Origin of the sequence: Sorangium sp. So ce726 (assembly GCF_051521405.1) — a bacterium.
In the GTDB taxonomy this organism is placed as follows: domain Bacteria; phylum Myxococcota_A; class Polyangia; order Polyangiales; family Polyangiaceae; genus Sorangium.
Map to the genome: position 1 here is coordinate 1475776 of NZ_CP150349.1, position 24927 is coordinate 1500702.

Sequence of the window (24927 nt, forward strand, 5' to 3'; positions counted from 1 at the left end):
GATCGGAGGAGCGAATGGCGACAGCGACGGCCACCGGGCGCACCGCGCCCGTCAACGACATCGAGATGTACTACGAGCTCCGCGGCGAAGGGCCGCCGCTCGTGCTGCTCCACGGCTTCACCGGAGCAGGCGGGGACTGGGCTCACGTGTTCGACCTCGCGGAGCTCGGGTGTGGACACACGGTCATCGTCCCCGATCTGCGCGGCCACGGCCGCTCGACCAACCCGGCTGGCTCGCTGACCATCCGTCAGTGTGCCTCCGACGTGTTCGCCCTCCTCGACCACCTGGGGGTGAAGGCGTTCCGGGCCATCGGCCTCAGCTTCGGCGCCAAGTGCCTCCTGCACCTCGCCACGCAGCAGCCGGATCGCCTCGAGTCGATGGTCCTCGTGTCCGCGACACCGTACTTCCCCGAGCAGGCCCGGGCGATCATGCGCCTCGTCTCCGACGAGGGCCGAACGGAGGAAGAATGGCGGGACATGAGGAGCCGCCACGCGCTCGGCGACGCGCAGATCCGAGCGCTGTGGAATCAGCCGCGCCGCTTCGCCGCCAGCCACGACGACATGAACTTCACGCCCCCCCACCTGTCGACCATCACGGCGCGCACGATGATCGTGAGCGGCGACCGCGATCCTCTCTACCCGGCCGAGATCGCCCTGGAGCTGTACCGCGCCATCCCGCGCTCCTGTCTGTGGATCCTGCCGAACGGCGGACACGGCCCCATCTTCGGCGAGTGGAAGGAGCCGTTCGCCCGCGCGGCGCTGGCGTTCCTGCGCGGCGAGCAGCGGTGATCCGGGCTTAGAGCGGCGGTCACCCGCACAGGAGACGGGTCCAGATCGGCGTTTTCGGCGCGCAAGCGCACTCCAGTGCGCTGAGCACCGAAAACGTCGAGATGGGCCCGTCTCCGAAGCGGGTGACCGTCGCTCGGCGTCACTGCGCGCCCTCGGCGCGCTCCTCCACCGGCGCTTGCGCGCCGAGCTTCGGCAGCCGGACGCTCAGCGTCTTCATCTCTCCCGGCTCCACGTTGACCATCAGCGTCTTGGACGCATGCCCAGGGGCGGACAGCACGAAGCGGTGTCCCTCACCCACCGTGAGCCCCTCGATCCTCGTGCGATTGCCCTTCCAGAGCTTCCCGTCGACGAAGACGCTGGCCGGCGGATCGACCCAGAGCACCACCGTCGCCGTGAGCCTGTCCAGCTCGGCCACGACCTCTTTGAAGCGCACCTCATCGCTCAGCTTCACGGCCGTGCGGTACGGCTTGTATCCGTCTCTGGTGAGCTTGATGTGGAGCTCACGCCCGAGCGGAAGCTCGTGGAGCTTGGCCGGCGTGGCGACGGGGTGACGCTCGCCGTTCACCCAGAGGGTGCAGCCCTCGGGCTTGCTCGTGATCTCCAGCGAGCCCTTCGCCTCGATCGGCGCGGGCGGCTCCTGACGGCTCGCCTGGGCGTCGTGGACCATCGTCATGAACTGGGCGTGCCGCTCCGAGAGCTGGCCCTGCATGTAGAGGAACCCAGGCACGAGCGCGAGCGCGCTGGCGGCTGGGATGAACGCCGCAACACCTCCCTTGCCCGCGAGCGGCGGCGGGCTGCTCAAGGTCGCCGGGCTCGTGCTCGTCGGGACGCCGCTCTGTGAGACGGTCGCGCCGCCGCTCATCTCCAGCGACCAGCGCTGCTGCTGCGCCGCGATCACGTCGATGAGCTGCCTGACGCCGAGGAGCGCCTCCTTGTGGCGAGCGAGCTTGTCCCGGAAGAGCGACTCCATCCATGCCGTGAGGCCCATCGGCGAGGCGGGGATGCGCTCGTCGCGGATGAACTCCTCGATCGCGGCGTGCATCTCGCGGGCAGACTGGTAGCGATCCTCCCGCCGCTTCTCGAGCGCGCGCAGGACGATCTTCTCCAGCCCCTTCGGGTAGCCGGGCTTGATCGCGCTCGGGAGGGGATACTCCGAGCCGTGGATCTGGAGGAGCGTCCGCATCTGGGTACCGCCCTTGAACAGCCGTTTGCCCGTCGTCATCTCGAACAGGACCACGCCGGCGGCGAAGATGTCCGCGCGATGGTCGATGCGATCTCCCGCCACGTGCTCCGGGGACATGTAGGCGAACTTGCCCATCAGCACGTTCTCTTTCTGCTCTTCGACGTCGCCGAGCTCGCTCCGCGCGATGCCAAAGTCGACGATCTTCACGTCGCCCGTGTAGCTCACGACCACATTGCGCGGCGAGATGTCCCTGTGGACGATGCCGAGCGGCGTACCGTCGAGGCCGCGTTTGTCGTGGATGTACGCGAGCCCCGCGCAGACGCCGAGGATGATGCTGAGCGCATGCTCGAGCGGGATCCCTCCCGGGTCGCGCTCCGCCGCCTCGCGCACGATCGAGCCGACGTCCTCGCCGTGAATGTGCTCCATCGCGATGAAATACGTCCTGTCCACCTGCCCGGCGTCGAACGTCTGGACGACGTTGGGATGCGAGAGCGTCGCCGCGATGCGCGCCTCGTGGAGCAGCATGTCGATCAACGACGGATCCTGGTGCATCGAGGGCAGGATGCGCTTGATCACCACGAGCTTCTCGAAGCCGAAGGACGAGCGATGCAGCGCGAGGAAGATCTCCGCCATGCCCCCCGCCGAGAGCTTCGACAGGAGCGTGTATTTGCCGAACTGTTTCGGCAAGAGCTCAGGTGCGTTTCCGGCCGTGCTCGGCGGCGCGCCGCCCGCGGTCAACGCGGTACGCTCTTGCATGAGACATTCTCCTGGTTCCAATGGACGCTCCTGTAAGGCCAGCGCAAAGGGGCCTCGCGAGGAGCGCTCTCAGGCGAGTCTTACCATGGAGCGGTCATGAGATGTCAGCTTTTTTGAGCGCGTCCGCACTGAAATGGAGGAGCGCGGGGCAGCGCGCGCAAAGCCATCTGCGGAAACATGAGCGATACACATTCGTTCCGATGCTCGGGTAATGTCTCCCTCCTCGCCCATGGAGAGAGAACAATGGCGCATGTTTCCTCTGAGCTCCTGGCACCGACCCGCCGGTTGACGCGCCTGTACGTCAGCGCGCTCGGCGCCGTCGCGCTCCTGTCGGTCGTGGCGCAGCTCCTCGTGCAGCACGCGTTGAACCAGCAGACGAGCGACGCGCACGTCGTCAACGTGGCCGGGCGCCAGCGAATGCTCAGCCAGCGGCTCAGCAAGGCCGCGCTCACGTTCCAGGTGACGACCGACCCCGCCGAGCGCAAGGGCCGCGCCGACGAGCTGGCGCAGGCGATGGCGCTCTGGGAGCGGTCGCATCGCGCGCTCCAGCACGGCGATCCAGGGATGGGATTGCCGGGGAAGAACACGCCGGAGGTGACCCGCATGTTCCAGACGATCGAGCCGCTGCACCAGAGCATGCTCCGAGACGGGAAGGATCTCCTCGCCGCGGTCGGCGCCGGCGGCGAAAAGCCGGTGGAGGCGGCCGCCATCCAGCCGATCGTCGCCGCGATCCTCGCCGCGGAGCCGGCCTTCCTGAGCGGGATGGACCGGGTCGTCTCTCAGTATGCTCAGGAGGCGACCGCGCGGATCGAGCGGCTCCGGCTCGTCGAGCTGATCCTGCTGTGTGTGACCCTGGGGGTCCTCTTTCTCGAAGGGCTCTATATCTTTCGCCCGGCGGTGCGCGAGATCCGAAAGACGATCAGCCACCTCATCCAGGCCAGGGGGCACCTTGACAACACGGTTCAGGCGCTCCGGGCGATCGCTGGCATCGGACACCCGTGATGCACATCGGCGCTCCGTGACCGCCTGTCCGACCTGCACCGCCGCCGAGCGGCGTTCAGAGCGTGAAGGTGGCGGTCACAACCAACCGCAGCCGCCGTCGAAGTCGAGGGGGGGCGTGGGCTCCGTGGACGACTGCGATTCACGACAGGCATTCTCGATGTTCTGTCGCAACATCAACATCAGGTTGTTGTCGTCCTGGATGTCCGTGTCCGAGTACTCCCCGAGCCACCCCCCGACCGACGGCTTCATCATCTCGATGACCCCGAGCGAGCGCCGGCAGTCGCCCGCCTGGTAGAAGTCGAGCGCGCCGCGCAGCGCCAGGTACATGTTCAGCATCATGTACGGCTTGCCCGAGCCGCCGTCGGAGATGTTCCACCACATCGAGTCGGGGTTTTGCCCGGGAGGCAGCGCGTTGAGCAGCGTGGTGTCGACGTTCTGCGCGGCTCCGTCCTTCGCCGAGGTCCAGCCTGCCGTCACCTGGAAGGCCGCCTTGTCCGGCCCGATGTCGTCGGCGAGGGACGCGTCGGCAAGGAGCTCCACGAACAGCCCACCACCGCCGCCGCGGCGGCTGCCGCCCACGTCGGTCGCGCCGTCGCGCTGGCCGATGAATAGCGCCGGCATCTCCAGGGCCGCCCCCGCGGCGCTGGCGGTCGCCCGCTTCGTCCCGTAGATGCGCCCCACCTTGTAGCCGGCGGACGGGGTCACCTCCAGGCTGAAGTCCGTCGCCAGCGGGAACAGCGTGGTCTTCCCCTCCTCCGAGAGCAAACCACCGAGGTCGCCCGGGCTCAGCGCGTAGGCGTACGTGCCCGCGCCCATCGAGCCCAGCGCCGACGGGATCCTCACCAGGAAGCTCTCGCCCACGCCGATCACGCCGAACGCCGTGCCCTTCTCCACCTGCGCCTCGCCCAGACCGAGGATGCGGTCGGGGTCCGTGATACCGCTTGTCGCGTGCCCGCTCGTGAGCAGGAGCACGCGGTGCGCGCCCTCGAAGCCCGCCGCGTCGCCCTCGTCGAACGCCTTCTCGGCGGCGGCGATCCCCTCGTAGAGGCTTACGAGCTCGCCGGCGCCGTCGCCGAGGCGCTCGTCGGCGATGAGGCTCGCGAGCTCCGCCGACTCCGGCGCTGCGAGGAAGGCGCGGCGGTCGACCCTCTCGCCATAGCGGATGACGCTGACGCGGTCCTCGGGACGGAGGCTTTCGAGCAGCCCTCCCATCCCCGCGTCCAGCGCGCTCTCATCGATCTCGGCGAAGCGGCTGTTCTCGACGGCGATCGCCAGGTGAACCGGCGGCCTGTCCAGCCTCGAAGGGTCGACCGCGGTGTTCATCGCGACGAAGGCCATTGTCCAGTTACCCCCGTTGAAGCGCGGCGCCACCGCGAGGAGCGGGTGAATGCAAACGTCCTTGCCGCAGTCGGCATCGGGCAGGTCGATCGCGTGCTCGGCGAAGAACCCGACCGGATCCAGCGTGTCGAGCGCAGGCACCTTCCCCGCCTTCACGATCGCGCGGAACTGGGAAATGTCCTGCGCCCCGCCCTGGGCCACGTTGACCGAGCCTGCGGGGACGCCGCTGCCCTCGCCGACGTTGTCGGTGCCGCAACCGACGGCGGCGGCGCAGAGACCGAGTGAGACCAGCTTCATCTTCGACGACATATGGCTTCTCCTCATTCGTAAGCGATCAACAGGTCCGCGGAAGCGTTGGGCGTCTGGTACCCCGCGTCGCACTCGTCACGCCCGGCGAGCACGCGCTCGGCGCGGCCCACCCGCACGCGGAAATCCGGCCCTTCGAGGGCGTCTCCAGGGCCCAGGAGGGTCTTCGCGCCGCCGCTCTGCACCGCCACCACGGCGTCGGTGACGTAGGCGCCGCAGCCCAGCCGGTCGCCCTCGCACTCGGTCGCCTCGATCAAGGCAGCGAGGCCCGCGAGCTGGAGCTCGACAACGTTGGGATAGACCTCGAGCCGCTTCGCCGAGTCGATGGCCGAGATCTCGAGGTGGTCGCCCATGTCGAACCATTGCACCGTTTCGCCCGCCGAGAACGGGAAGTCTTCGATCGGAATGCACAGGTAGTGAGTCAGAGCGGTGAAGCTCGGGTCCGGCTCGCCGCTGCCCTCGCCGCCGGTGCCCATTCCACCATCACCACCGGCGCCGCCGGCACCCGCGCCGCCAGCGCCACCGACGTCGGCTCCGCCAGCACCGGCGCCGCCAGCGCCACTGCCGCCGGCTCCGCCAGCACCCGCGCCGTCAGCGCCTCCAACGTCAGCGCCGCCAGCACCGGCGCCGCCAGCGCCCACGCCGCCTGCGCCGCCCGAGTCATCGCCGGGGCCGAGCCGCGGGTAGTTCATGGTCAATTCGATGCAGCCGTCCGACAGTGCATCGATGTTCGCGATCTCGCCGACCAACTGCTTCGGCCAGGGGCCAGCCCACTGGAAGGACGATTGAGTCGTGCCAGCGCACACCGAGGGTGCGACGTTCGTCTGCAGCGCGCCCGTCTTCACCTGTCCGGGCGCCACCATCGCGAGCGGCTTCAGCGCGACGCGCCCCGCCACCGTCTCCGGGTCCTTCCAGAAATCGCTGTTGCCGTTCACGTTCTGCGGAATCGTGACGGTTTGCAGATCGGACCACCATGCCATCACAGGCCGCATGCCATCCGTCTCGAGCAGCACCACCTCGCAAGTCCCTTCCGAGGTCGGCGCCGCCTCCTCGAAGTTGCCTGCGGCGAGGTGGGCCTCGGTCCGGTTGAGCGGGAGCGTGTCCTGCGGGTCCAGCCGATACGTGATCCCGAGGTTGAACGCGCTCGGCCCGAACATGCGTGTCGGGTCGCCGGAGGTGACGGCAGAGCAATCGAGCGACGCGTCCACCCAGCGCACGCGAACGTCCACGATCCCGGGCGTGGCATTGATGAGATAGGCGTCTGTGGAATAGCCTGCGGGGGCGGGGGTGCCGGTCGCGACGCAGGCGACGGCGGACGCCCCGAGGATCGCGCGCTCGAGCACCCAGGCTGTGCGTGAGCCTTCCTCGGCGCTCCGGGCCGAGAGCTCCCGGCTGGAAGCCGCGCGCGCCGAGAGGCGCCATGCCGGGACGAGGACCACGAGCGCGGCCAGGTCCGTCGGATCTTGCCAGATACGCCACGCGATCCCCGCGAGCCCCACGAGCCCCACGAGGAGCTGCGCGGCAGCGGCCGAGAGCTTGATCGCCGCGAACGGCGCGACCACCGCCGCGAACGCCAGCGCTCGCCCGCGCGAGGTGCGCGCGTCCACGAGCGCCGCTGCGAGGACGGGGGCGACCACGAGGCCGGCGAGGTCGCTGAGCTTGCCGGTGAGGGCGCCTGGCAAGAGCCCGGCGCCTTTCAGGAGGTGGTCGTTGACCACCAGGAGCGCCAGGGCGCCAAGGAAGAGGGGGTGGCGGAGGACCGCGAATCGAGGCGCCACAGATTGTCGTGACCGCGACACCAACGTCAGAGTATCCGCGAGGCCGCCGGCGTTTCGCCGTGATGAGTTCTGCATCGCCGCGAGCCGATAGCAGCGCGCGTGCCACTCGCCGCAGGCGCCGGAGCGGCCCGTCATCGCGTCGCGGCCCGCCCCTGCCGGCGTGCTACAGCACCCCCTCGCCCTCGTGCCTCTGCGAGCCGGCGTCTCTCCTTCCCGGCTTGTTTCGGAGCTCTGCACGCGCGATGCGATCCTGTCTGTTGCTGCCCGCCTTCTCTTTCCTCGCGTCCCTCTCCGGGTGTGGCCCTGTCGACGATGAGCCGTCGATCCCCACGGAAGCCAGCGATTGTCCCGCGCTGTTCGGCGAGGACTTCACCGAGACCCGCGCCGTCGACATCGGCGACGCGTCGTCCGGGACGTTCGTGCCGTACGCCGACGGCGCCAGCGTGCGACTGATCCTCGGCAATCAGGGCTCGATGATGATCACGCCCTGGGTCCAGGTGGAGGCTCTGCCCGGCGACGCCGCGGAGACGTGCCATGTTGTGCGCCTCGCGAACGAGTTCGAGGGCCCGCTCGCCGATGATCCCCGCGGGCTCGCCGCCGCGCAGTTCAACGTCCAGTTCATCAAGACCGGTTCTTTCCTGGTCTCGGACGGCGCGTTCTACCACCCTTTCGCATGGGACCGCGAGGCGCTCGAAGGTCAGAAGCTGGAGCTCACGGTGACCGTGCGCGGCGACGGATACGAGGGCACGAAGAGCGTGAGCATCGTGCTGGAGTGAAGAACCCTGCCCATCGAGCCGCTGCTCACATCGGGGCGGCGCGGAGGTGGCGATCTGGCGGAAGGGTCGTTCCGGAGGCGCACGCCCCTCCGGTGGCACCGGCAGCCCGAGCAGCCGTCCAATCGCCGTGAATTCTTCCTCGGCTGGCGCGGTGCTACTGCGCGGCGCACCGTGGAGCGACGTAGCGGCCGTTCGGGTCCGCGTCGACGAAATAGGTGCCCACGTCGGAGAGCTCGAAGGTGACCGAGGTCGGGTCGATCGCCGTGATGGTGAGCCTGCCAAAGCCCGCGTTGCCGCCGCCGCTGACGGCCCCCGTGCTGCTGCAGTCCGCGCGAGAGGACGTCCCGTAGATCGTGAGATCTCCGCTCGCCGTGTCGACCTCGCCCACGGCGAGCATCGACTCGGGCATGCGGAGCTCCAGGTCCCACCAGTTGCTGCAGGGGTCGTACGTGGGGTTCGCGTCGGGATCGCTGCAGGACAGGGCCAGGCTGGCGACACGGAGGGTCACGGTCGAGTCGCCGAAGACGATCGCGTTCACCTCGCCCGCCGCGCCGCCCGAGGTCGTCGGCGACGGCGCGACCGCGCTCGTCGTCGAGACCGGGCCATCCGGGCCATCCGGGCTGCCCTGGCCGCTGGTGCTGCCCGCGCCGCCGGCCCCGCCTCCTCCGCCGTCCATGACCACCGCGGCACCGCACGCGCTTTGGACGAGCAACGCGAGCGAGCCTACCGCCATTGAGATATGTCGAGGTGAGCGCTTCATCGTCGTATCGTATCGCCCTCCGGCCGGCGATCGCAGGCGAGGGCAAGCCTCCGTCGATGGACCGGCCGGGGGCCACCTGTGCTACCATCGACCACAAGCAGGCTCGGATGGCGGCACGCCCCGCGGCCAGGCGTGAAGCGCGGAGCTCTCATGAAGCCACCTGTCGTCGAAGGAGACGTGATCGCCGGCAAGTACCGGGTCGATCGCGTCCTGGGCCGAGGCGGCATGGGCATCGTGGTCGCGGCGAGCCACCTGTTCCTGCCGCAGCGTGTCGCGATCAAGCTCCTGTTCAGCACCGAGAGCCCGGCGCTCGTGCAGCGGTTTCTCCGCGAGGCGCGCGCGGTGGTTCGCCTCAAGGGCGAGCACGTCGTGCGGGTGTTCGACGTCGGCGAGCTCGGCTCGGGCATCCCGTACATCGTGATGGAGTATCTGGAGGGCGAAGATCTCTCCGATGTGCTCCGCGCCCGCGGCACGCTCAGCGTCGTGGACGCGGCCGACTACGTCCTGCAGGCCTGCCTGGCGATGGCCGAGGCGCACGCCGCGGGCATCGTGCACCGCGATCTCAAGCCGGCGAACCTCTTCCTCACGACGACGCCCGGCGGGGCGACGCTCATCAAGGTCCTCGACTTCGGGATCTCGAAGGAGGTGCCGGGCAGCACCGAGGGCGTCGGCGCGTCGTTGACGCAGACGCGGGAGATGCTCGGTTCGCCCATCTACATGTCCCCGGAGCAGATGCGATCGTCGCGCTCGGTCGACGCCCGCGCCGACGTGTGGGCGCTCGGCGCGCTGCTCTACCGGCTCCTGGTGGGGCAGCCGCCGTTCGATGCCCCGGCGCTCGCCGAGCTCGTGCTGCAGGTCGCGAGCGCCGAGCCGATCCCGCCCACCGCGCTCAGGAGCGACATCCCACCGGCGCTCGAGGCCGCGATCCTCCACTGCCTCCAGAAGGATCCGGCCCGGCGGCCGCAGACCGTGGCCGACCTGGCGCGCGTGCTGGTGCCCTTCGCGCCGGCGGGCGGGTACGAGCGCGCAGAGCGCGCCGCGCGGATCCTCGGGGCGGGGGCGCAGGCGACGCCGCCGTCGACCGGTTCCGTGCCGGCGCCGCGGGTCGTGACGGCCAGCGGCCCTCCGAGCGCCCCGTCCGGCGCGATGGCGAGCCTGCTGCCCACGACGCGGGGGCTCACGCGAACGCACGCGCAGCCCGGGTCGCGCAGGGTCCTCGGGGTGGCGCTCGGGGCGGTCGTGATCGCCGTGCTCGCGCTCGCCCTCTGGGGCGCTGTCGCGTCGCCCGGCAGAGCGCCGGAGCAGGCGGCGCTGCATGCCGCCGCGGCGGCCTCGCGGGACGACACGGTGTCGCGGCGCGCGCAGCAGGACACCGCAGCGCGCGGCGCGGACCCGCTGATCGCGCCGGAGCCGCCGCCGGCGGTCCGTGACGCCTTGCCGCCGCAGCAGCCGTCGGTCTCCCCGGTCGTCGCGCCGCCCATCGACGCGGCGCCCTCCGGGGCGGCGCTTCAGGGCCGGCGCGCGCCCCCGGCGACGAGCGCGTCGGCGACGCCGAAGGCGCCGTCGGCGTCCGGAGGGACGAATCCCTTGGAACCACCGCTCCAATGAGACAGGAACCTCCGGCCCCCGACCGGCGGCACGCCGCATTCCAGCCGGATGCAGGCGAGGCACCGGTGCGTTCGCGCCGCCCGGCGACGGGGCTCGCGCCAGCGGTCGCCATGGTGGTGTTGACCACGGCCGGCGGCGCGGCCGCGCAGCCACCCCAGCCCGCACCCGCGGCGGCTCCTGCGCCGGCGGCGGCTCCTGCGTTGACCGCTCCCGCGCCGGCGGCGGCTCCTGCGCCGACCGCTCCTGCGCCGGCGGCGGTTCCTGTGCCGACCGCTCCCGCGACGGGCGAGGCTCCTCCTGCGCCCGTCCGCGAGCGGCTGAGCGGTGAGGCCAGGGCCGATTACGAGTCCGGCAAGACGCTCTTTCGCAACGGCGACTTCGCCAGCGCCTTCCTCGAGTTCCAGAGCGCCTACGAGAGCTCGAAGGACGCGCGCCTCCTCTGGAACATGATCGCCTGCACCTCCAAGATGCACCGGTACAGCCAGCTCCTTGCGCTGGTGGAGAGGTTGAAGCAGGAGGACCGCGGCGTCCTGCTCCCGGAGGACTGGGCGACGATCGCCGAGGTCGAGCGGAACGCCAGGGCCCTCGTCGGTCACCTGGACATCGCGGTGAGCGAGCGGGACGCAGAGGTGACGATCGACGGCGAGCTGATCGGGAAGACGCCGCTCCCGGGCAAGGTGATCGTCGACGCCGGCGCGAGGCGAATCCGCGTCTCCAAGCCGGGGTTCAAGGAGCACCTCCGCGTGGAGAGCGTGGCTCCTGGCGCGCAGCTGGCGCTCGACGTCCGGCTGGCGCGGCCGATGAACGGCGGCAGGCTCTCCATCCTTGCCTCTCCGGGCGATCGCCTTGCGCTCGACGGCGAGTTCCTGGGCGAAGGGCAGTGGGAGGGCATCGTGCCGAGCGGCCGTCACATGGTGAGGGTGACGGCGCCGGGGAAGGTGCCCTACCAGGCCCGGATCCTGATCCAGGACGAGGCGCTGAGCAGCGTCCGCGTCGGCCTGGCGCCGGCCGAGAAGCGCGGCGGGACGCCGCCGTGGGTATGGATCGCCGGCGCCGGGGCGGTCGTCGCGGCGGTCCTGTCGGCCGGCCTCCTCCTCGCGCACGACCCCGATCCCGAGCAGGTGGGAGCGGGCCGGGGAGCCTTCATCGAGGGCCGCCCGACCGGATTCGGTGGCCAGTTTTGAGGGGGCCGCCGTGGTCCACGGCGGCGCTCGCACACGAACCTGCGCCTCGCTCTGGCGAGCGGGGCCGGCAAACCGCCGTCAGATCATCCCTACCAGGGGTCCTGTGCAGAAGTCCGGGTCGCCGAACGTGTCGGCCTCGACGCCCATCGCGTGGAGCAGCGACAGGAGCAGGTTGTTGTGCGCGACCTCCTTCTGCTGGACGACGTATCGGCCCGTCTTGAAATAACCTCCTGCGTTCCCGGCGACGACATAAGGGATGTTCTTGCGCAGGTGGTTGCCGTCCGCGTGCTCGTTGGTCCAGAAGATCACCGTGTTGTCGAAGACCGTGCCGTCGCCTTCTGGCATGCTCTTCAGCTTGGCGATCAGGTACGCGAGCTGCTCGGCGTAGAAGCGGCTGATCCTGGTGAGCCGGTCGCGGTTCACCTGATCGGCGTAGCCGTTGTGCGCCATCGGGTGGTGGCCCTCGGTGATGTCCGGCCCGAGGAAGCTCAGCACCTTGGTCGTCGCGGAGTTCGTGAAGTGCAGGCTCGCGACCCGCGTCAGATCGCAGGCGAGGGACATCGCGATGAGATCCAGCTGGAGCCGGCAGAGCTCCGGCATGCTGGCGACCTTGTCGATGTCGAGATCCGGCGTCAGCGCCGGCGCGGCGCACGCCGGGGAGGTCGGCGCCGAGCCGCGATCGAGGCGCGACGCGATGTCCTCCACCGACGCGAGGTGCCCGTCGAGCTTCAGCCGATCCGCAGCGCCCAGCCGCTTGCGCAGCCGGTCGTAGTCCGAGGCCACCTTGCCGAGCACCGCCCTGCGCTGCTCGGTCTTCCGCATCGCGTCCGCGGGCGCGACCGACAGGTCGGAGAAGAGCCGGTCGAACGCGGCGTACGGGCTGTTCTCCGGCGGCAGCGGCTGCGCCGGCCCGCGGTACGCGAGGCGCGCGCCCACGGTCGCCCCGTAGACGAGCACGCCGAGCTCGAGCGAGAGGAACTTGGTCTTCGTACCGATGTGGTTCGCGATCTCCTGGTCGAGCGAGATGCCGTCGGCCCAGCCGCACGACAGCCCGGCGTCGCCGGGGAAGTCGCCCTCCTGCATCGCGCGCCCTGTCAGGCACTGCCCTGTGCCCTTCTGGTGCGCGTCGCCTGGCCCCGTCAGCGCCGACAGCGCGCTCACGTTGCCGAGGACCAGCAGATCCCTGTTGTGATCCTTGAGCGGCGCGAGGATGGGCGACAGCTCCTCGCCGTTCTGGAACGTCGAGGACGACGGCCAGAAGTCCGGCGGGACGGTGCCGTTCGGCGTGTAGAGCACGATGAACCGCTTCGGGAACTCGAGCCCGAAGCCGGCCCGCCCCGTCTGCTCCGACGCCGGCGCGAGCCGCTTCGAGCAGCCCATCACCTCGAGGAACGGCAGCGCGAGCGCCGCGCCGCCGAGGCCCTTGAGCACGGCGCGGCGGCTGAGTCGGAAAGGCTTCATCACGGCTCTCCTCCCGGGGCGCTCTCCGTGGCGCCCCCTGCGTCGTCTGCCACGCTGCCCGCGTTGATCTCGCGCCGGTAGCGGAACGCGTCGGTCTGGGTGAGCGCCACGAGCAGCGCCCTGATGTTGAACCGGGACGCCTCGAACGCCTCCGTCGCCTGCGAGAGGCTGCACGCGTCCTCGCGCTGCTCGGCGCGGCCGTAGCCGAAGCGGAACCACTGCTTCACGACGCACGCGCGCACCTGCTCGCTCTCCGCGAGCCGGTGCGCGAGCTCGACCGCCCCGTCGAACGGCCCGTCGATGTCGGTCTGCGTGAGCTCGCCGCTGGCGTCGACAGGGATGCCGTTCTCGGCGTCCCGCCATTGGCCGAGCGCGTCGTAGTGCTCGAAGCCGAACCCGATCGGGTCGAGCAGCGTGTGGCAGCTCCTGCAGCCCGGGTCGGACACGTGTTGCGAGAACTGCTCGCGCGTCGTCTTCGTCCGGTCGACCATCGGCGGCTCCGGGACCACGTCCGGCGGCGGCGGCGGGATCTGGCAGAGCAGGCTCTGGCGCACGAACCGGCCGCGGTGGACCGGCGAGGACCGGTTCGGCTTCGCGTAGAGCGAGAGCAGCCCGGCGTGCGTCAGGAAGCCGGCGCGCTGCGACGGATCGAGCTCCACCCGCTCGAACGCCTCGCCCTTCGGGCCTCCCTTGACGCCGTAGAGCTCGGCGAGCTCCCGGTTCATCATCGAATAGGACGCCGTGAACAGCGTGCTCACGCTCGCGTCCTCCTCGAAGATCGCGTGATCCAGGAACGCCTCGGTCTCGGCCTGGAACAGCGGCAGGAGCTCGTCGCGGTACTCGGGGTAGAGCTCCGGATCCCTCCCGCCCGCGGCGATCTCGTCGATCTTCGAGAGCCCGAGCCACTGGCGGTGGAAGTTCTTCACGGCCTCGCGCGCCCGCGGATCGTCCAGCATGCGCCGCGCCTGCGCCTCGATCTCCGCGGCGGTGCCGAGCGTGCCCTGCTCGGCGGCCGCGAAGAGCGCGTCATCGGGCATCGTGCCCCAGAGCAGGTACGAGAGCCGCGAGGCGATCTCGTACGAGGTCAGCGGCACGACGTCGTCCTCCACCGGATCCGGCATGCCGAGCTCGACGCGGTAGAGGAAGTGCGGCGACTGGAGCATCGCCTGGACGACGAGCGAGAGGCCGGTCGACGCGTCGTCGGGCGTGTCCCCGAGGCCGAGCCCGCGGTCGAAGAGCGCCGCGAGCTCGGCGACCTCGTCCTCGGCGAGGGGCCGGCGGAACGCCCGCTTGCCGAGCGACGCGATGAGCGCCGCGATCTCGCCGCGGCACGCGGCGCCCGCCGCGGCCTCCCGGCACGAGGGCGCCTCGCCGAGCAGCTTGCCCGCCGCGCGCGTCGCGATGCCCTCGGCGGCGGTCATGTACTGCTCCGCGAGCAGCGGGCTCACCACGAGCGCCGCCGCCTGGTTGTTGAAGCCGAGCGACTCCTCCTCGGGCACGAAGTCCCTCGCAGGGCGGCTGTCGTCGCCGAGGAGATCAAGTATCGTATTGTCGTACTCCACCCGTGTCATGCGGCGGAGCGGCGACTCGCCTGGCTCGATCGAGGCGCAGAGCGGGGCCGTCGCCTCGCCGCCGCCGTCGTCGTCGTCTTCGTTCGCGGGGAGATCGCCGAACTGCCCTGTGCAGGAGGCGAGGAGGAGCAGGCCGATGGGCCAGCGGAGAGCTCTTGGTTCAGCCATGGTGCCTCGTCGACGAGCGCGAGCGCGAGCACGGGACGGTGCGTTCCCCTCCGTGCAGCGTGCGCGGCGCGGCCGTGTGTGTGGCGCGCCATCTCGCCATCCTTGAGGGAGCGTATGGCAAACCGTTGCTCCCGGATAGGAGCCGCGCTCGGAGCGGCCGAATCAAGTGGGAGCTCGGGGCCGATGTGATCATCCCGTGTGCGCGTGTCTTACGGCGTTGCCGCGGACTCCGGCCTTCGAAGGCGGCTCGACCTGCGGTGTACGGAGCGACTATGCTCGCGCCCAATGCAAAGGCGAACGCTCGCCTGTCCTGTCTCTCCTCGGGGGCGCTGGCGCCGCGCGCGCCGCTCTCCTGCTGCCGCGCTGCTCGGCGCGGCGCTCTCGACTCTGTCGGTGCTCCTGGCGTTGTTGGCGCCAGGCTCCGCGCTCGCCGATCCGGCCGCGGCGTCCAGCGCCGACGGCGCCGATCGCTCACAGCGCGCCCGGCCGCCCGCCGCGGGGACCGCGCTCTTCAGCGCGGGTGTCGATCTCGAGATCGCAGGTCGTACGCTGTCCTATAGCGATCTGCTCTCCGACAACCTCCGCACCTACGAGGTGCTGGGCGTCCCCATGCCGTCCCTTCGGGGCGAGCTGTACCCGTTCGCGCGAAGCGCCGTCCCGGTGCTCCGCGACCTCGGTGTCGAGCTCTCGTACGCTCGCGCCCTCGGCCTCGACTCGGAGGGCGCCGGCGGAGCGAGCGTATCGACCTCGTGGAGCCAGCTCCACGCGGGCCTCCGGGGCCGTTACCGCATCGCCGGGCAGGACGGGCCGGTCCTGTTCGCGGGCGGCGGACTCCGCTGGACCGACTTCGATATCGAGTCGACGGGCGATCCTTCGCGCGACGCCGCGTCGGTGTCCTACGTCGCCTTGCGCGCCGGGGTGGACGGGCGATTGCCACTCGGCCCGGTCGCGCTGGAGGCCGGGGGAGGGGTTCAGGCGCCGCTCTCGATGGGAGCCCTCGCGTCTCATTTCCGCGCGCCGAGCGCCGGAGGCGTCGATTTCCGCGTCGCGGTCGCCGCCCCGTTCGCGCCGGGGCTCGAGGCGCGCGCCGGCGCGTCGTACGCGCGGTTCTTCTACGACTTCGACTCCGAGCCAGAGGACATGTACATCGCGGGAGGGGCGCTCGACCAGCTCTTCAGCGTTCACCTGGGGGTGGCTTATTATGGGGAGTGAGGTGCGCTCAGCGCGCGCGGCGCGCGCCGTGTCTGCCCGTCGCGGCGGGCGCTTCACGGCGGCGACGGTGGCGACGGCGGCGGCGCTCGTCGCGCCGGCCTTGCCGCTGCTCGCGGGGTGTCCGGGGACGATCGACGACCAGGAGCGGTTCGGCCGGCGGGACGGCGGCGGCGGCCCGCAAGCCGCGTGCGCCGATGTGCCCGCGGTGTTCGCCGAGCGGTGCGGCGGCGCGAGCTGCCACGGGCCGGGCGAGCCCGCGGCTGGCCTCGACCTCGTCACGCTCGGCGTCGGCGACCGCGTCGCCGGCCGCCCGGCCACGAGCTGCGCCGGCGTGCTCGCCGACCCGGACCGGCCGGAGGAGAGCGCGCTCTACGTGCGGCTCACCGACGCGCCCTCGTGCGGCGCGCGCATGCCGCTCGGCGGGGCCCCGTACTCGTCCGAGGAGATCGCGTGTGTCGCCGCCTGGATCGCGGAGCTCACGCCGGCCGCGTGCAGCGGCCTCGACTGCGGCTGTCCCGGCTGCGTGTGCACGCCCAGCGCGCAGGAGGCGTGTTACACGGGCCCGGAGGGGACGGACGGCGTCGGGCGCTGCGTGGCCGGCACGCGCGTCTGCAACGCGGAGGGCACGTCGTGGGGCCCCTGCACGGGGGAGGTCCTGCCCGCGTTCGACGCGTGCGACACGCCCGACGACGAGGACTGCGACGGCGAGGCGCCCGCCTGCGAGGACGTGTGGAGCCGCGGCTTCGGCGACGCGAGCGGCCAGTACGCCCGATCCGTCGCGTTCGACGCTGACGGCAACGTGATCGTGGCCGGCCAGCTGGAGGGGACCGTCGATTTCGGCGGCGGCCCGCTCACCGCCACCGGCACGGACGCCTTCGTGGCGAAGTTCGACAGGTTCGGCGCTCACGTCTGGAGCAAGGTGTTCCCGGGCGAGGGCAACCAGTTCGCGATGGCGCTCGCGGTCGACGCGGCGGGCAGCGTCCTCGTGGCGGGCCGCGCCTTCGGCCGCGTCGATCTCGGCGGCGGCGAGCTCGCGTCGCATGGGAGCGACGACGTGTTCGTCGTCAAGCTGGGCGGCGACGGCGAGCACATCTGGAGCAGGATCTTCGGTGGATCCGGCGCGGATCGCTGCGACCGCATCGCCGTTGACGCGGCGGGCAACGTCCTCGTGGCGGGCGGCTACAACGGGACCGTCGACTTCGGCGCCGGCGAGCTCACGAGCGCGGGCATGCGCGACGCCTTCGTGCTGCGCCTCGCCTCGGAGGACGGCCGGACGCTCCTCGCCCTGCGCGCCGGCGGCGAGGGCGACGACTACGCCCATGGGATCGCGGCCGACGCCGACGGGAACCTGCTCGTCGCGGGTTATTTCGAGGGATCCATCGATCTCGGCGGCGCGCAGCTCGTGAGCGCCGGCCTCTCCGACATCTTCCTCGCCAAGCTCCGTCCTTCCGGCGACCACGTCTGGAGCGCCCGGTTCGGCGGCGCCGAGGCGGACGAGGCCCACGACGTCGCGGTCCACCCGGCGACCGGCGACGTGGCGCTCACGGGCACCTTCGCGTCGACCATCGACCTCGGCGGCGAGCCGCTGGTGAGCGCCGGCGGGCGGGATCTGTTCGTCGCCAGGCTCTCCAGCGCCGGAGCGCACCTCATGAGCCGGCGCTTCGGCGACGCCGACGACCAGCTGCTCACCGATTTCGAGACCGGGGCGCGCGCGAGCGTCGCGGTGGACTCCGCCGGCAATCTCCTGCTTGCGGGGCCGCTGTTCGGCTCGGCGGACTTCGGCGGAGGGCCGCTGACGAGTCGAGGCAAGACCGATGTCTACCTGGTCAAGCTCGGCGCCTCGGGCGACCACGTGTTCAGCAAGCTGTTCGGCGACGTCCAGACGCAGGTCGGCCTCGACGTGGCGGCGGGCTCAGGCGCGAGCGTGCTGATCGCCGGCCGTTTTTACGGCGCCATCAACTTCGGTCAAGGGGCGCTCTCGAGCGCAGGCCAGGGCGACGCGTTCGTTGCGAAGCTCTCTTTATAAAGACCGTTCTCATCGCAATTGTCGCGCTCGCTCGCTAGCCCTGCGCGCTGTTTACCTACCTCCTCCTGCCAAGGTCACCTACGGCCCGTGGCAATTTGCCTCGCTGGGGCAGCATGGCTGTTCGCTCATCGCTCGTCTGGGCGCGCTGCTCCCATTCTTTGCCTCGTTTCCAGCTTTATCGGAGTGGCATGTTCTCTGCTCGATACCGCTCGACCGCGCGGCGAAATGCTCCCCTGATCGGAGGATTTTCGTCGAGCTGAGCGGACGAGTCCGAAGGAGCAGAGGTATGCGCATCCTGCTTATCACCAAGATCTTCCCGAACGCGACGAACCCGGGACAGGCGCCGTTCAACCGGCGGCAGTTCGCCGCGCTCTCGAGGTATTGCGACATCGACGTCTTCGCGACGATCCCGTGGTTTCCGGGGGCTTCCAGGTTCTCTCGGTGGTCGATGTCGAGCGACGCGCCGCGAGAGGACGTGATCGACGGATTGCCGGTGCGCCACCCGCGATTCCTCTATGTGCCCAAGGTGGCGCCCTACCTCAATGGCCCGCTCTATGCGGCCTCCATGCTCTTCGAGCTGGCGCGCCACCGCCCGGCGCCGGACGTCATCGTCGGCTCGTTCGCCTATCCGGATGGATTCGCCGCGGTGTGCCTCGCGGAGCTGCTCGGCGTCCCGGCGGTCGTCAAGGTGCACGGCTCGGACGTCGACGTGCTCTCGCAGCAACCGGCGGTCAGGCCCTCGCTCGAGTGGGGTCTCCAGCGCGCGACCCGCGTCGTCGCCGTGAGCAAGCAGCTGGCCGACGGGGTCCACGCGCTCGGCGTCCAGCGCGACCGCATCGATGTCGTCATGAACGGCGTCGATCGCGGCATGTTCCACCCCCGCGACCGGCGCGAGGCGCGCGCCGCCCTGGGCCGCCCTGCGGAGCGCCGGCTGCTGCTCTACGTCGGCCACCTGCTCCGCGACAAGGGCGCGCTCGACGCGATCGCCGCGTTCGAGCGCATCGCCGCCGCGCACCCCGACATCGACCTCGCGCTGGTCGGGAGCGGCGCGGACGAGCAGGCCTGCAGGTCGGCGGCGGAGCGGCTCGGCGGGCGCGTCCTGATGACCGGTCGCCTGCCGCACCACGAGGTGGCGCGCTGGGTCGCCGCCTGCGATGCGCTGGTCCTGCCGAGCCACCACGAGGGCACGCCCAACGTCGTGATCGAGTCGCTCGCGTCGGGCCGCCGGGTGGTCGCGACGCGGGTCGGGGGCATCCCCGACGTGATCTGCCGCCCCGAGCTCGGCGAGCTCGTCTCGCCCGGCGATCTCCCCGCCCTGGCCGGCGCCATGGAGCGCGCGGCCCACGCGCCCTACGATCCCGAGCGGATCTCGGCGCTCGCCGGGTGCAAGGGGTGGGACGAGAGCGCCCGCGCGCTCCACGACACGCTCGTCCTGGCGCGGAGCGAGCGGCGCTCGCCAGCGCTCGCGCCCGCGCCGCTGCGCATGCCCGTGATCGACAAGCGCCCCGCGCTCCAGGCGGACGCGCAGCCTCCTGCGTCCGTGCGACGGGCGCCGCCCCCCTCGCGGCGGTTCCCCGACGGCGTGCAGCTCGGGGGTGAGCCAGGCCTGAGCGCAGGCCCTGCGCTCGCCCCGGCCCCCCTCTAGGCCACGGGCACGGCCTTTTCTGGCCGCAGGCGCACGGTGGGGCCGGGATCCGGGGGCGGCGGCTCGGCGCGCGGCATCGCGGCGCGCGCCGTCCAGAAGCTCCTTGCGTCGTCCGGCGTCCACGCTGGCGTCGGCTCGCATGCGTCGAGCGCGGCGAGCAGCTCGCGCGCGCTCTGGTAACGGTCGCCTGGCCGCTTGGCGAGGCACCGCATCACCACCTCTTCCAGCTCCGACGACAGCGGCCAGGGCGCGCGCAGCGACGGCGGGATCGGCGGCATCGTCAGGTGCGAGTAGACGAGCTTGCCGAAGCTCCGGCCGTCGAAGGGGGCCACGCCCGTCAGCAGGTAATAGAGCGTGACCCCGAGTGAATAGATGTCGCTCCGGGCGTCCACGGCGCCGGCCGAGATCATCTCCGGGGACATGTACGTCGGCGTTCCCTTGATCACGCCGACGTCCGTCATGCTCGCGTCTCCCTCCAGGCTCACCTGCTTCGCGATCCCGAAGTCGAGCACCTTGAGCACGTCCTGCTCGTCCCCCACGCGCGTGATGTAGAGGTTGTGGGGCTTGATGTCGCGGTGGACGACGCCCGCGTCGTGCGCCTCCGTCAGCGAGAGGCAGGCCTGCCGCGCGAAGTGGACGACCCGGGAGGGCGGCATCGGGCCGTGATCGCGCACCAGGGTGGCCAGGTCGGCGCCGGCCAGGTGCTCCATCGCGATGTAGAAGATGCCGTCGCTGCTCGCGCCGAAATCGAAGATCCGGATCGTGTGCGGCGACGTGAGCCGGCTCGTCGCGCGCGCCTCGCGCTCGAAGCTGCGCACGTCGCCCTCGGACTTGCTCTCGCTGCGGAGCAGCTTCAGCGCCACGTCGCGGCGGAGCGACTCGTCCCAGGCGAGCCACACCTCGTTCTGCCCGCCCCGACCGACCGGCGCCACGAGGCGGTAGCGGCCGAGCTTGCGGGCCTCGTAGACCTGCTGGCGCGCCGACCAGAGGCCGTGGCTCGCCGCCGACACCAGGATCGCGGTGGCGAGCACGAAGATGTAGTTGCAGGCGAAGATCACGAGCGACCGCGGCGACGTCCACTGCGCCGCGAGCGCCGGGTCGAGGGACGCCCCCGCGCCCATGATGATGGGGAAGCTGAGCGCCACCGGGATCGTCATCCGGAGCGAGCGCGAGAAGTGCGTGGGCAGGATCGTCGCGTCGACGAGCATCACGATCGAGAGCCCGTGCATGTAGTTCCAGGTCAGATCCCCGAACTCCAGCGCCATCACGGAGATGAGCCCCCCCGTGCTCCAGACCGCGAAGACGTGCGCCGCGTCGAGGAGCTCGGCCGAGGTCTGCTCGCGCCGGGCGAGGAGGTACAGCCAGAGCAGGATGACCTCGCCGAGCAGCCGGTAGAGCAGCAGCCGGGTGACCGAGGCGCTCGGAAACACCGCCAGCACAACGAACACGTCGAGCGCCGCGAACGTGGGCCAGGTCACGAGCGCCGTGGGGAGGCCCCGCGCCATTGCATGGCGCTCCTCCGCCGAGCTGGCGCCTCGAGGTCCCTGGGATCCCGTCGAATGGAAGCTGCTCGAGGCGGTCATGGTGCGGCGCAGGCCGAATCGCAGGCCATTGGAGCCCTGCGCTGGCGCGGAGTCAAAGCGCACGTCGCCTGTCTGGAGGAGTGAGAAATGACGCAACGCACGTGTCGCACGCATCGCATGCATCGCACACGTCGTACGCGTTGCCCACGTGGTACGCGTCGCCGCGCGGCGCGAGCGCGACCCGGCGAGCGCGCACCGCCGGACGGCGCGCGCCTCCGGGGTTCCGCCGGCGGGGCGTCCGTTGTAGACGCGCTCCGCGCTCGCTCCGAGACGCCCGCCATGGCGGCGATCTCGGCGGCGATCCCCAGGGAAGTGAGATGAAGCAGAGAAGCGCGCTGGTGATCATCGATGTCCAGAATGGCGTGCTTGCCGGGGAGGCTCCCGTGCAGGGGGCGAGCGGCCTGCTCTCGCGCATCGCAGCGCTCCTTTCGCGCGCCCGCGACCGCGGCGTGCCGGTGATCTTCGTGCAGGACGACGAGGCGGGCGAGGTGGGCTCGGCCGCGTGGGACATCCACCCGGAGGTCGCGCCGGCGGGCGGCGAGGCGCGGGTGCGCAAGCTCGCCTGCGACGCGTTCTTCGAGACCGATCTCGCCGAGCGCCTCGAGCAGCTCGGCGTCGAGCACCTCATCATCGCGGGCTGCAAGACGGAGTTCTGCGTGGACACGACCTGCCGGCGCGCGGTGACCCTCGGCTTCGACGTGACGCTCGCCGCGGACGCGCACGGCACCTCGGAGAGCCCGGCGCTCGCGGCGGCGGCGATCGTCGCGCACCACAACCGGCTGCTGGACGGCTTCGGCGTCATGATGGCGGGGCGCCCGCGCGAGATCCGCGCCGTCCCGAGCCAGCAGATCGAGCTCTGAGGGCCCGTGGCCAAGATCGGCTACTACGTCCACGGGCGCGGGCGCGGGCACGCGAGCCGCGCGCTCCCGATCGTGGGAGCCCTCCGCGAGCGCGGCCACGAGCTCCGGATCTACGGCGGCGGCCAGGCGGCGGACCTGCTCGGCGCGCTCCCGGAGCACCGCCTCGTGCGGCCGATCCACCGCGGGCTCGCGGGCGTGATCGAGCTCCCGCGCCGCCTGGCGAAGGAGATCGTCGAGCAGGCGGGCTTCCGGCCCGACGCCATCGTGAGCGACGGCGACGTCCCGTCGCTGCTCGCCGCGCGCGCGCTCGGGATCCCCGCCGTCGCGCTCGGCCACGATCTCGTCTTCTCGCGCTGCCGCCTGCCCGAGGGCCTGCCGAGGCTGCGGGTGCTCGCGTGCCGGCGCACGACCTGGGCCTCCAGCCGGGCGCGCCGCGCGGTCGCCGTCCACTTCCTGCCGATCGAGCCGGAGACGCCGGGCACCCTCGTCGCGCGGCCCGAGCGCCGGCTCGCCCCCGCGCGCGCCGGCGAGCCCGGGGCTGTCGTCTGCTACTTCAGCGAGTGCGACGCGCGCCGCGTGCTCGAGCTCGTCGCGCGCGACGGCCGGCGCGTCATCGCGTTCGGCGACCCGGGCCTCGACGTGCCCGGCGTCGAGGCGCGCCCCTTCGATCCGGGCGCGTTCCTCGCTCACCTCGAGGGCGCGTCGGCGGTCGTGACCACCGCCGGCAGCAACGTCCTCGCCGAGTGCGTGCTCGCCGGCAAGCCCGTGCTCGCGCTCTACGACGACCGCCACAACGAGCAGACGCTCAACGGGCTCCTCGCCGAGCGGGCCGGTGTCGCCGTCGCGAGCTCGCTCGCGGCGCTCTCGCCAGCCGTCGTGGCGCGCTTCTTCGATCGCTGCCGCGCCGCCGACTTCGCTCGTATCGATCTGGAGCGCGCGCTACCGAGCGCGCCTGCCGCCGTGCTCGCCTTGCTGGACGAGGCGTGCGTGGGCGCCTCGTGACGAGGTGCATCGCGATGTTCGCACCTCGCACCGTGGCCGAAGTCAACACAAGCGGCATGAGGTTTGCTAATTACGCCCACTGCCGACAGGCCGATCGGCCGACGAGGAACGGCTGCTGTGCCAAGCAGCAGGCCGCGCTCGCGGCCGCAGCGCGACACGGCTGTCGCGGGCGCGACACGAGCGCCCTACCGCCCGTCACGCTGCGCGCCTCGGTCGGTCATCGACCACGGTTCGCGCCGCTTCTCCAGGAGCAACGAAGATGACGATGGATGCAATTCTGCCGCTCAGCGACCACCGGAGCGATCGCGCGCCGCACGAGGCGATCGCGCCGACGCGCCACACGCCGTCGACGGGACCCGCGCGGGGAGGGCTCTCCTCCGTCAGGGCGCAAGCGGCCATTCCAGAGAATCCCTTCGCTGCCCTCTCCGGCGCCAACGGGCGGCCGCTCAAGGTCGCCATCCTCAGCGATTTCACGCGCATTCCTTACGCGAATGGCGCGGTCTTCCAGACGCGGGCCCTGTATCGCGCGCTCAACACCTGTGGTCACCAGGCAACACTGATCGGACCTCGGGATCCGGATGCCTCGGCCGACGAGATCCCTCCCGGCACCGTCGCCTTGCCCAGCCTGCCGCTGCGCACCTACCCGGGGGTGCACCTGCCGATCCCCGTGGGCTCCTCGGTGCTCGATCCGATGCGGTGGGATTTTGACATCTGCTTTGCGCAGACCACGACCCTGCTCGTCGAGTTCGGCATCTGGCTGCGCAAGATGCGCGGCGTCCCGCTGCTCTGCGTGAACACGACGCACCTCGCGGCCGCGTACGACGTGCTCCTGCCGGAGCGGGTCTCCCGGATCGGCGCGGTCCACACGGTGCTCCACAAGACGCTCCGCGCGCCGATGGAGCGGCTCTTCGTGGACCTGTACAACCAGGGAGACGGCCTCGTCGTGCTGAGCGAGGGCCTGCGCGATTACTGGCGCGAACGGGGCGTGACGGTGCCCATCCACGTCATCCCGCGGATGGTCCCCGAGGACGTGTTCGAGCGCCCGCTCGGCCCCGACCCGTACGTGCAGCTGCTCGAGGAGCGCGGGCTCGACCCGCGCGGCCCGCGCCTCGTCTGCGCGGGTCGCCACACCCGGGAGAAGTCGCAGCACCGGCTGATCCGCATCTTCGCCGAGCACATCGCGCCGCACGAGCCGCAGGCGACGCTCACGCTCGTCGGCGACGGGCCGGACAGCGCGGCGTACGCGGCGCTCGCGCGCGAGCTGGGCGTCGCGCGCCGGGTCATCTTCACGGGCGAGGTGCCGTACAGCCAGATCTCGGACTACTACCGGCACGCGAGCCTCTTCCTGCACGCCTCGCTGAGCGAGACGTTCGGAAACGTGCTCAGCGAGGCGCTCTGGTGCGGCTCTCCGACGGTCGCGTTCGCCGACGGCATGGGCGTGAGCTCGCAGATCCAGAGCGGCCACAACGGCCTGCTGATCGATCCGGGCCGCGGGCCGATCGCCGAGGAGAGCGCGAACGCCGCGTTCGGCAAGGCCGTGCTGGCGCTCACGCGCGACCCGCTCGCCGCCGCGCGGATCGGGAGCGCGGCCGCGCAGCGGGCGCGCGAGCGGTCCTCGCCCCTCGTCGTGCAGCGCATGCTCGCGAACGCGTTCGCGAACGCGCGCGAGCACGCGAGGCAATCCAACCTGCGCCCGCTCGTCGACGGGCCGAAGGCGCTCCAGTGGCTGGAGACTTTCCGGCACTTCCGCACCTGGATGGGCTTCACCGGCGGCCTCTTCGCGTTCGGCCACCTGCGCCCCGCGGCGGCGCCGCGGCCGAAGGGCATCCAGCCGTCGTTCTGCGCCTAGCGCGCGTGGTAAGACCGGCCCGAAGCCGGCCCGCACGCGGCCGCTTCGAGGTGTTCCCGGTTTCGAGGTGT

General features: G+C 71.3%; 18 protein-coding genes. 11 read left to right on the forward strand and 7 right to left on the reverse strand.

What is annotated here, in order from left to right:
- The first annotated feature begins 14 nt into the window (after nucleotides 1-14).
- Nucleotides 15-788, forward strand: coding sequence for an alpha/beta fold hydrolase (locus WME79_RS05510; RefSeq protein WP_437532851.1), 774 nt, complete (start codon nucleotides 15-17; stop codon nucleotides 786-788).
- Nucleotides 789-927: 139 nt separating this feature from the next.
- Here WME79_RS05510 and WME79_RS05515 read toward each other — a convergent pair whose 3' ends face one another.
- A complete protein-coding gene (locus WME79_RS05515) occupies nucleotides 928-2727 on the reverse strand; it encodes a serine/threonine protein kinase (protein WP_437532854.1) in 1800 nt (599 codons plus the stop codon).
- 243 nt (nucleotides 2728-2970) lie between these two features.
- Between WME79_RS05515 and WME79_RS05520 the strand changes: the two genes are divergently transcribed.
- Complete coding sequence (locus tag WME79_RS05520; protein ID WP_437532856.1) at nucleotides 2971-3729, forward strand: type IV pili methyl-accepting chemotaxis transducer N-terminal domain-containing protein; 759 nt, start codon at nucleotides 2971-2973, stop codon at nucleotides 3727-3729.
- A 75-nt stretch (nucleotides 3730-3804) separates the two neighbouring features.
- On the opposite strand, the gene WME79_RS05525 is transcribed toward WME79_RS05520, so the two are convergent.
- Both WME79_RS05525 and WME79_RS05530 read right to left on the reverse strand, forming a co-directional pair.
- Nucleotides 3805-5376, reverse strand: coding sequence for a hypothetical protein (locus tag WME79_RS05525; RefSeq protein ID WP_437532859.1), 1572 nt, complete (start codon nucleotides 5374-5376; stop codon nucleotides 3805-3807).
- 11 nt (nucleotides 5377-5387) lie between these two features.
- Nucleotides 5388-7151, reverse strand: coding sequence for a hypothetical protein (locus WME79_RS05530; RefSeq protein WP_437532862.1), 1764 nt, complete (start codon nucleotides 7149-7151; stop codon nucleotides 5388-5390).
- 242 nt (nucleotides 7152-7393) lie between these two features.
- Between WME79_RS05530 and WME79_RS05535 the strand changes: the two genes are divergently transcribed.
- Complete coding sequence (locus WME79_RS05535; protein WP_437532865.1) at nucleotides 7394-7927, forward strand: hypothetical protein; 534 nt, start codon at nucleotides 7394-7396, stop codon at nucleotides 7925-7927.
- Between the two features lie 154 nt (nucleotides 7928-8081).
- Here WME79_RS05535 and WME79_RS05540 read toward each other — a convergent pair whose 3' ends face one another.
- Nucleotides 8082-8639: a hypothetical protein gene (locus WME79_RS05540; protein ID WP_437532868.1), complete on the reverse strand. Its 558-nt coding sequence runs from the start codon at nucleotides 8637-8639 to the stop codon at nucleotides 8082-8084.
- Nucleotides 8640-8837: 198 nt separating this feature from the next.
- On the opposite strand from WME79_RS05540, the gene WME79_RS05545 reads away from it, so the two are divergent.
- Nucleotides 8838-10295: a protein kinase domain-containing protein gene (locus WME79_RS05545; protein ID WP_437532871.1), complete on the forward strand. Its 1458-nt coding sequence runs from the start codon at nucleotides 8838-8840 to the stop codon at nucleotides 10293-10295.
- A 65-nt stretch (nucleotides 10296-10360) separates the two neighbouring features.
- Nucleotides 10361-11479 carry a PEGA domain-containing protein gene (locus WME79_RS05550; protein ID WP_437532874.1) on the forward strand — a complete coding sequence of 373 codons (1119 nt, stop codon included), beginning with the start codon at nucleotides 10361-10363 and terminating at the stop codon, nucleotides 11477-11479.
- Nucleotides 11480-11557: 78 nt separating this feature from the next.
- Here WME79_RS05550 and WME79_RS05555 read toward each other — a convergent pair whose 3' ends face one another.
- Complete coding sequence (locus WME79_RS05555) at nucleotides 11558-12940, reverse strand: DUF1552 domain-containing protein (protein ID WP_437532877.1); 1383 nt, start codon at nucleotides 12938-12940, stop codon at nucleotides 11558-11560.
- Entirely contained in the window at nucleotides 12940-14679 is a 1740-nt protein-coding gene (locus tag WME79_RS05560) for a DUF1592 domain-containing protein (RefSeq protein WP_437532880.1), read from the reverse strand. Before WME79_RS05560 ends, WME79_RS05555 begins: the two co-directional genes overlap by 1 nt.
- A 285-nt stretch (nucleotides 14680-14964) precedes the next feature.
- Between WME79_RS05560 and WME79_RS05565 the strand changes: the two genes are divergently transcribed.
- The 3 genes from WME79_RS05565 (at nucleotide 14965) to WME79_RS05575 (ending at nucleotide 19562) form a co-directional block, all read left to right on the forward strand.
- Complete coding sequence (locus WME79_RS05565; RefSeq protein ID WP_437532883.1) at nucleotides 14965-15891, forward strand: hypothetical protein; 927 nt, start codon at nucleotides 14965-14967, stop codon at nucleotides 15889-15891.
- A gap of 28 nt (nucleotides 15892-15919) precedes the next feature.
- Entirely contained in the window at nucleotides 15920-17917 is a 1998-nt protein-coding gene (locus WME79_RS05570; RefSeq protein ID WP_437532886.1) for an SBBP repeat-containing protein, read from the forward strand.
- Between the two features lie 286 nt (nucleotides 17918-18203).
- Nucleotides 18204-19562, forward strand: coding sequence for a glycosyltransferase family 4 protein (locus WME79_RS05575; RefSeq protein WP_437532889.1), 1359 nt, complete (start codon nucleotides 18204-18206; stop codon nucleotides 19560-19562).
- On the opposite strand, the gene WME79_RS05580 is transcribed toward WME79_RS05575, so the two are convergent.
- A complete protein-coding gene (locus WME79_RS05580) occupies nucleotides 19559-21067 on the reverse strand; it encodes a serine/threonine-protein kinase (RefSeq protein WP_437532892.1) in 1509 nt (502 codons plus the stop codon). The two genes, WME79_RS05575 and WME79_RS05580, sit on opposite strands and share 4 nt — an antisense overlap.
- Before the next feature lie 395 nt (nucleotides 21068-21462).
- Here WME79_RS05580 and WME79_RS05585 point away from each other — a divergent pair, with 395 nt between their 5' ends.
- The 3 genes from WME79_RS05585 (at nucleotide 21463) to WME79_RS05595 (ending at nucleotide 24856) form a co-directional block, all read left to right on the forward strand.
- Nucleotides 21463-22005 carry a cysteine hydrolase family protein gene (locus WME79_RS05585; protein WP_437532895.1) on the forward strand — a complete coding sequence of 181 codons (543 nt, stop codon included), beginning with the start codon at nucleotides 21463-21465 and terminating at the stop codon, nucleotides 22003-22005.
- A gap of 6 nt (nucleotides 22006-22011) precedes the next feature.
- Nucleotides 22012-23007 carry a glycosyltransferase family protein gene (locus tag WME79_RS05590; protein WP_437532898.1) on the forward strand — a complete coding sequence of 332 codons (996 nt, stop codon included), beginning with the start codon at nucleotides 22012-22014 and terminating at the stop codon, nucleotides 23005-23007.
- A gap of 259 nt (nucleotides 23008-23266) precedes the next feature.
- Nucleotides 23267-24856, forward strand: coding sequence for a glycosyltransferase (locus tag WME79_RS05595; protein WP_437532901.1), 1590 nt, complete (start codon nucleotides 23267-23269; stop codon nucleotides 24854-24856).
- Nucleotides 24857-24927 lie beyond the last annotated feature (71 nt).

Bases quoted from the DNA above. Each gene is read 5' to 3' on its own strand.
- WME79_RS05595 (WP_437532901.1), top strand. From the start codon at position 23,267: ATGACGATGGATGCAATTCTGCCGCTCAGCGACCACCGGAGCGATCGC.
- WME79_RS05580 (WP_437532892.1), bottom strand. From the start codon at position 21,067: ATGGCGCGGGGCCTCCCCACGGCGCTCGTGACCTGGCCCACGTTCGCG.
- WME79_RS05585 (WP_437532895.1), top strand. From the start codon at position 21,463: ATGAAGCAGAGAAGCGCGCTGGTGATCATCGATGTCCAGAATGGCGTG.
- WME79_RS05520 (WP_437532856.1), top strand. From the start codon at position 2,971: ATGGCGCATGTTTCCTCTGAGCTCCTGGCACCGACCCGCCGGTTGACG.
- WME79_RS05515 (WP_437532854.1), bottom strand. From the start codon at position 2,727: ATGCAAGAGCGTACCGCGTTGACCGCGGGCGGCGCGCCGCCGAGCACG.
- WME79_RS05555 (WP_437532877.1), bottom strand. From the start codon at position 12,940: ATGAAGCCTTTCCGACTCAGCCGCCGCGCCGTGCTCAAGGGCCTCGGC.
- WME79_RS05565 (WP_437532883.1), top strand. From the start codon at position 14,965: ATGCAAAGGCGAACGCTCGCCTGTCCTGTCTCTCCTCGGGGGCGCTGG.
- WME79_RS05545 (WP_437532871.1), top strand. From the start codon at position 8,838: ATGAAGCCACCTGTCGTCGAAGGAGACGTGATCGCCGGCAAGTACCGG.
- WME79_RS05525 (WP_437532859.1), bottom strand. From the start codon at position 5,376: ATGTCGTCGAAGATGAAGCTGGTCTCACTCGGTCTCTGCGCCGCCGCC.
- WME79_RS05510 (WP_437532851.1), top strand. From the start codon at position 15: ATGGCGACAGCGACGGCCACCGGGCGCACCGCGCCCGTCAACGACATC.
- WME79_RS05560 (WP_437532880.1), bottom strand. From the start codon at position 14,679: ATGGCTGAACCAAGAGCTCTCCGCTGGCCCATCGGCCTGCTCCTCCTC.
- WME79_RS05535 (WP_437532865.1), top strand. From the start codon at position 7,394: ATGCGATCCTGTCTGTTGCTGCCCGCCTTCTCTTTCCTCGCGTCCCTC.
- WME79_RS05575 (WP_437532889.1), top strand. From the start codon at position 18,204: ATGCGCATCCTGCTTATCACCAAGATCTTCCCGAACGCGACGAACCCG.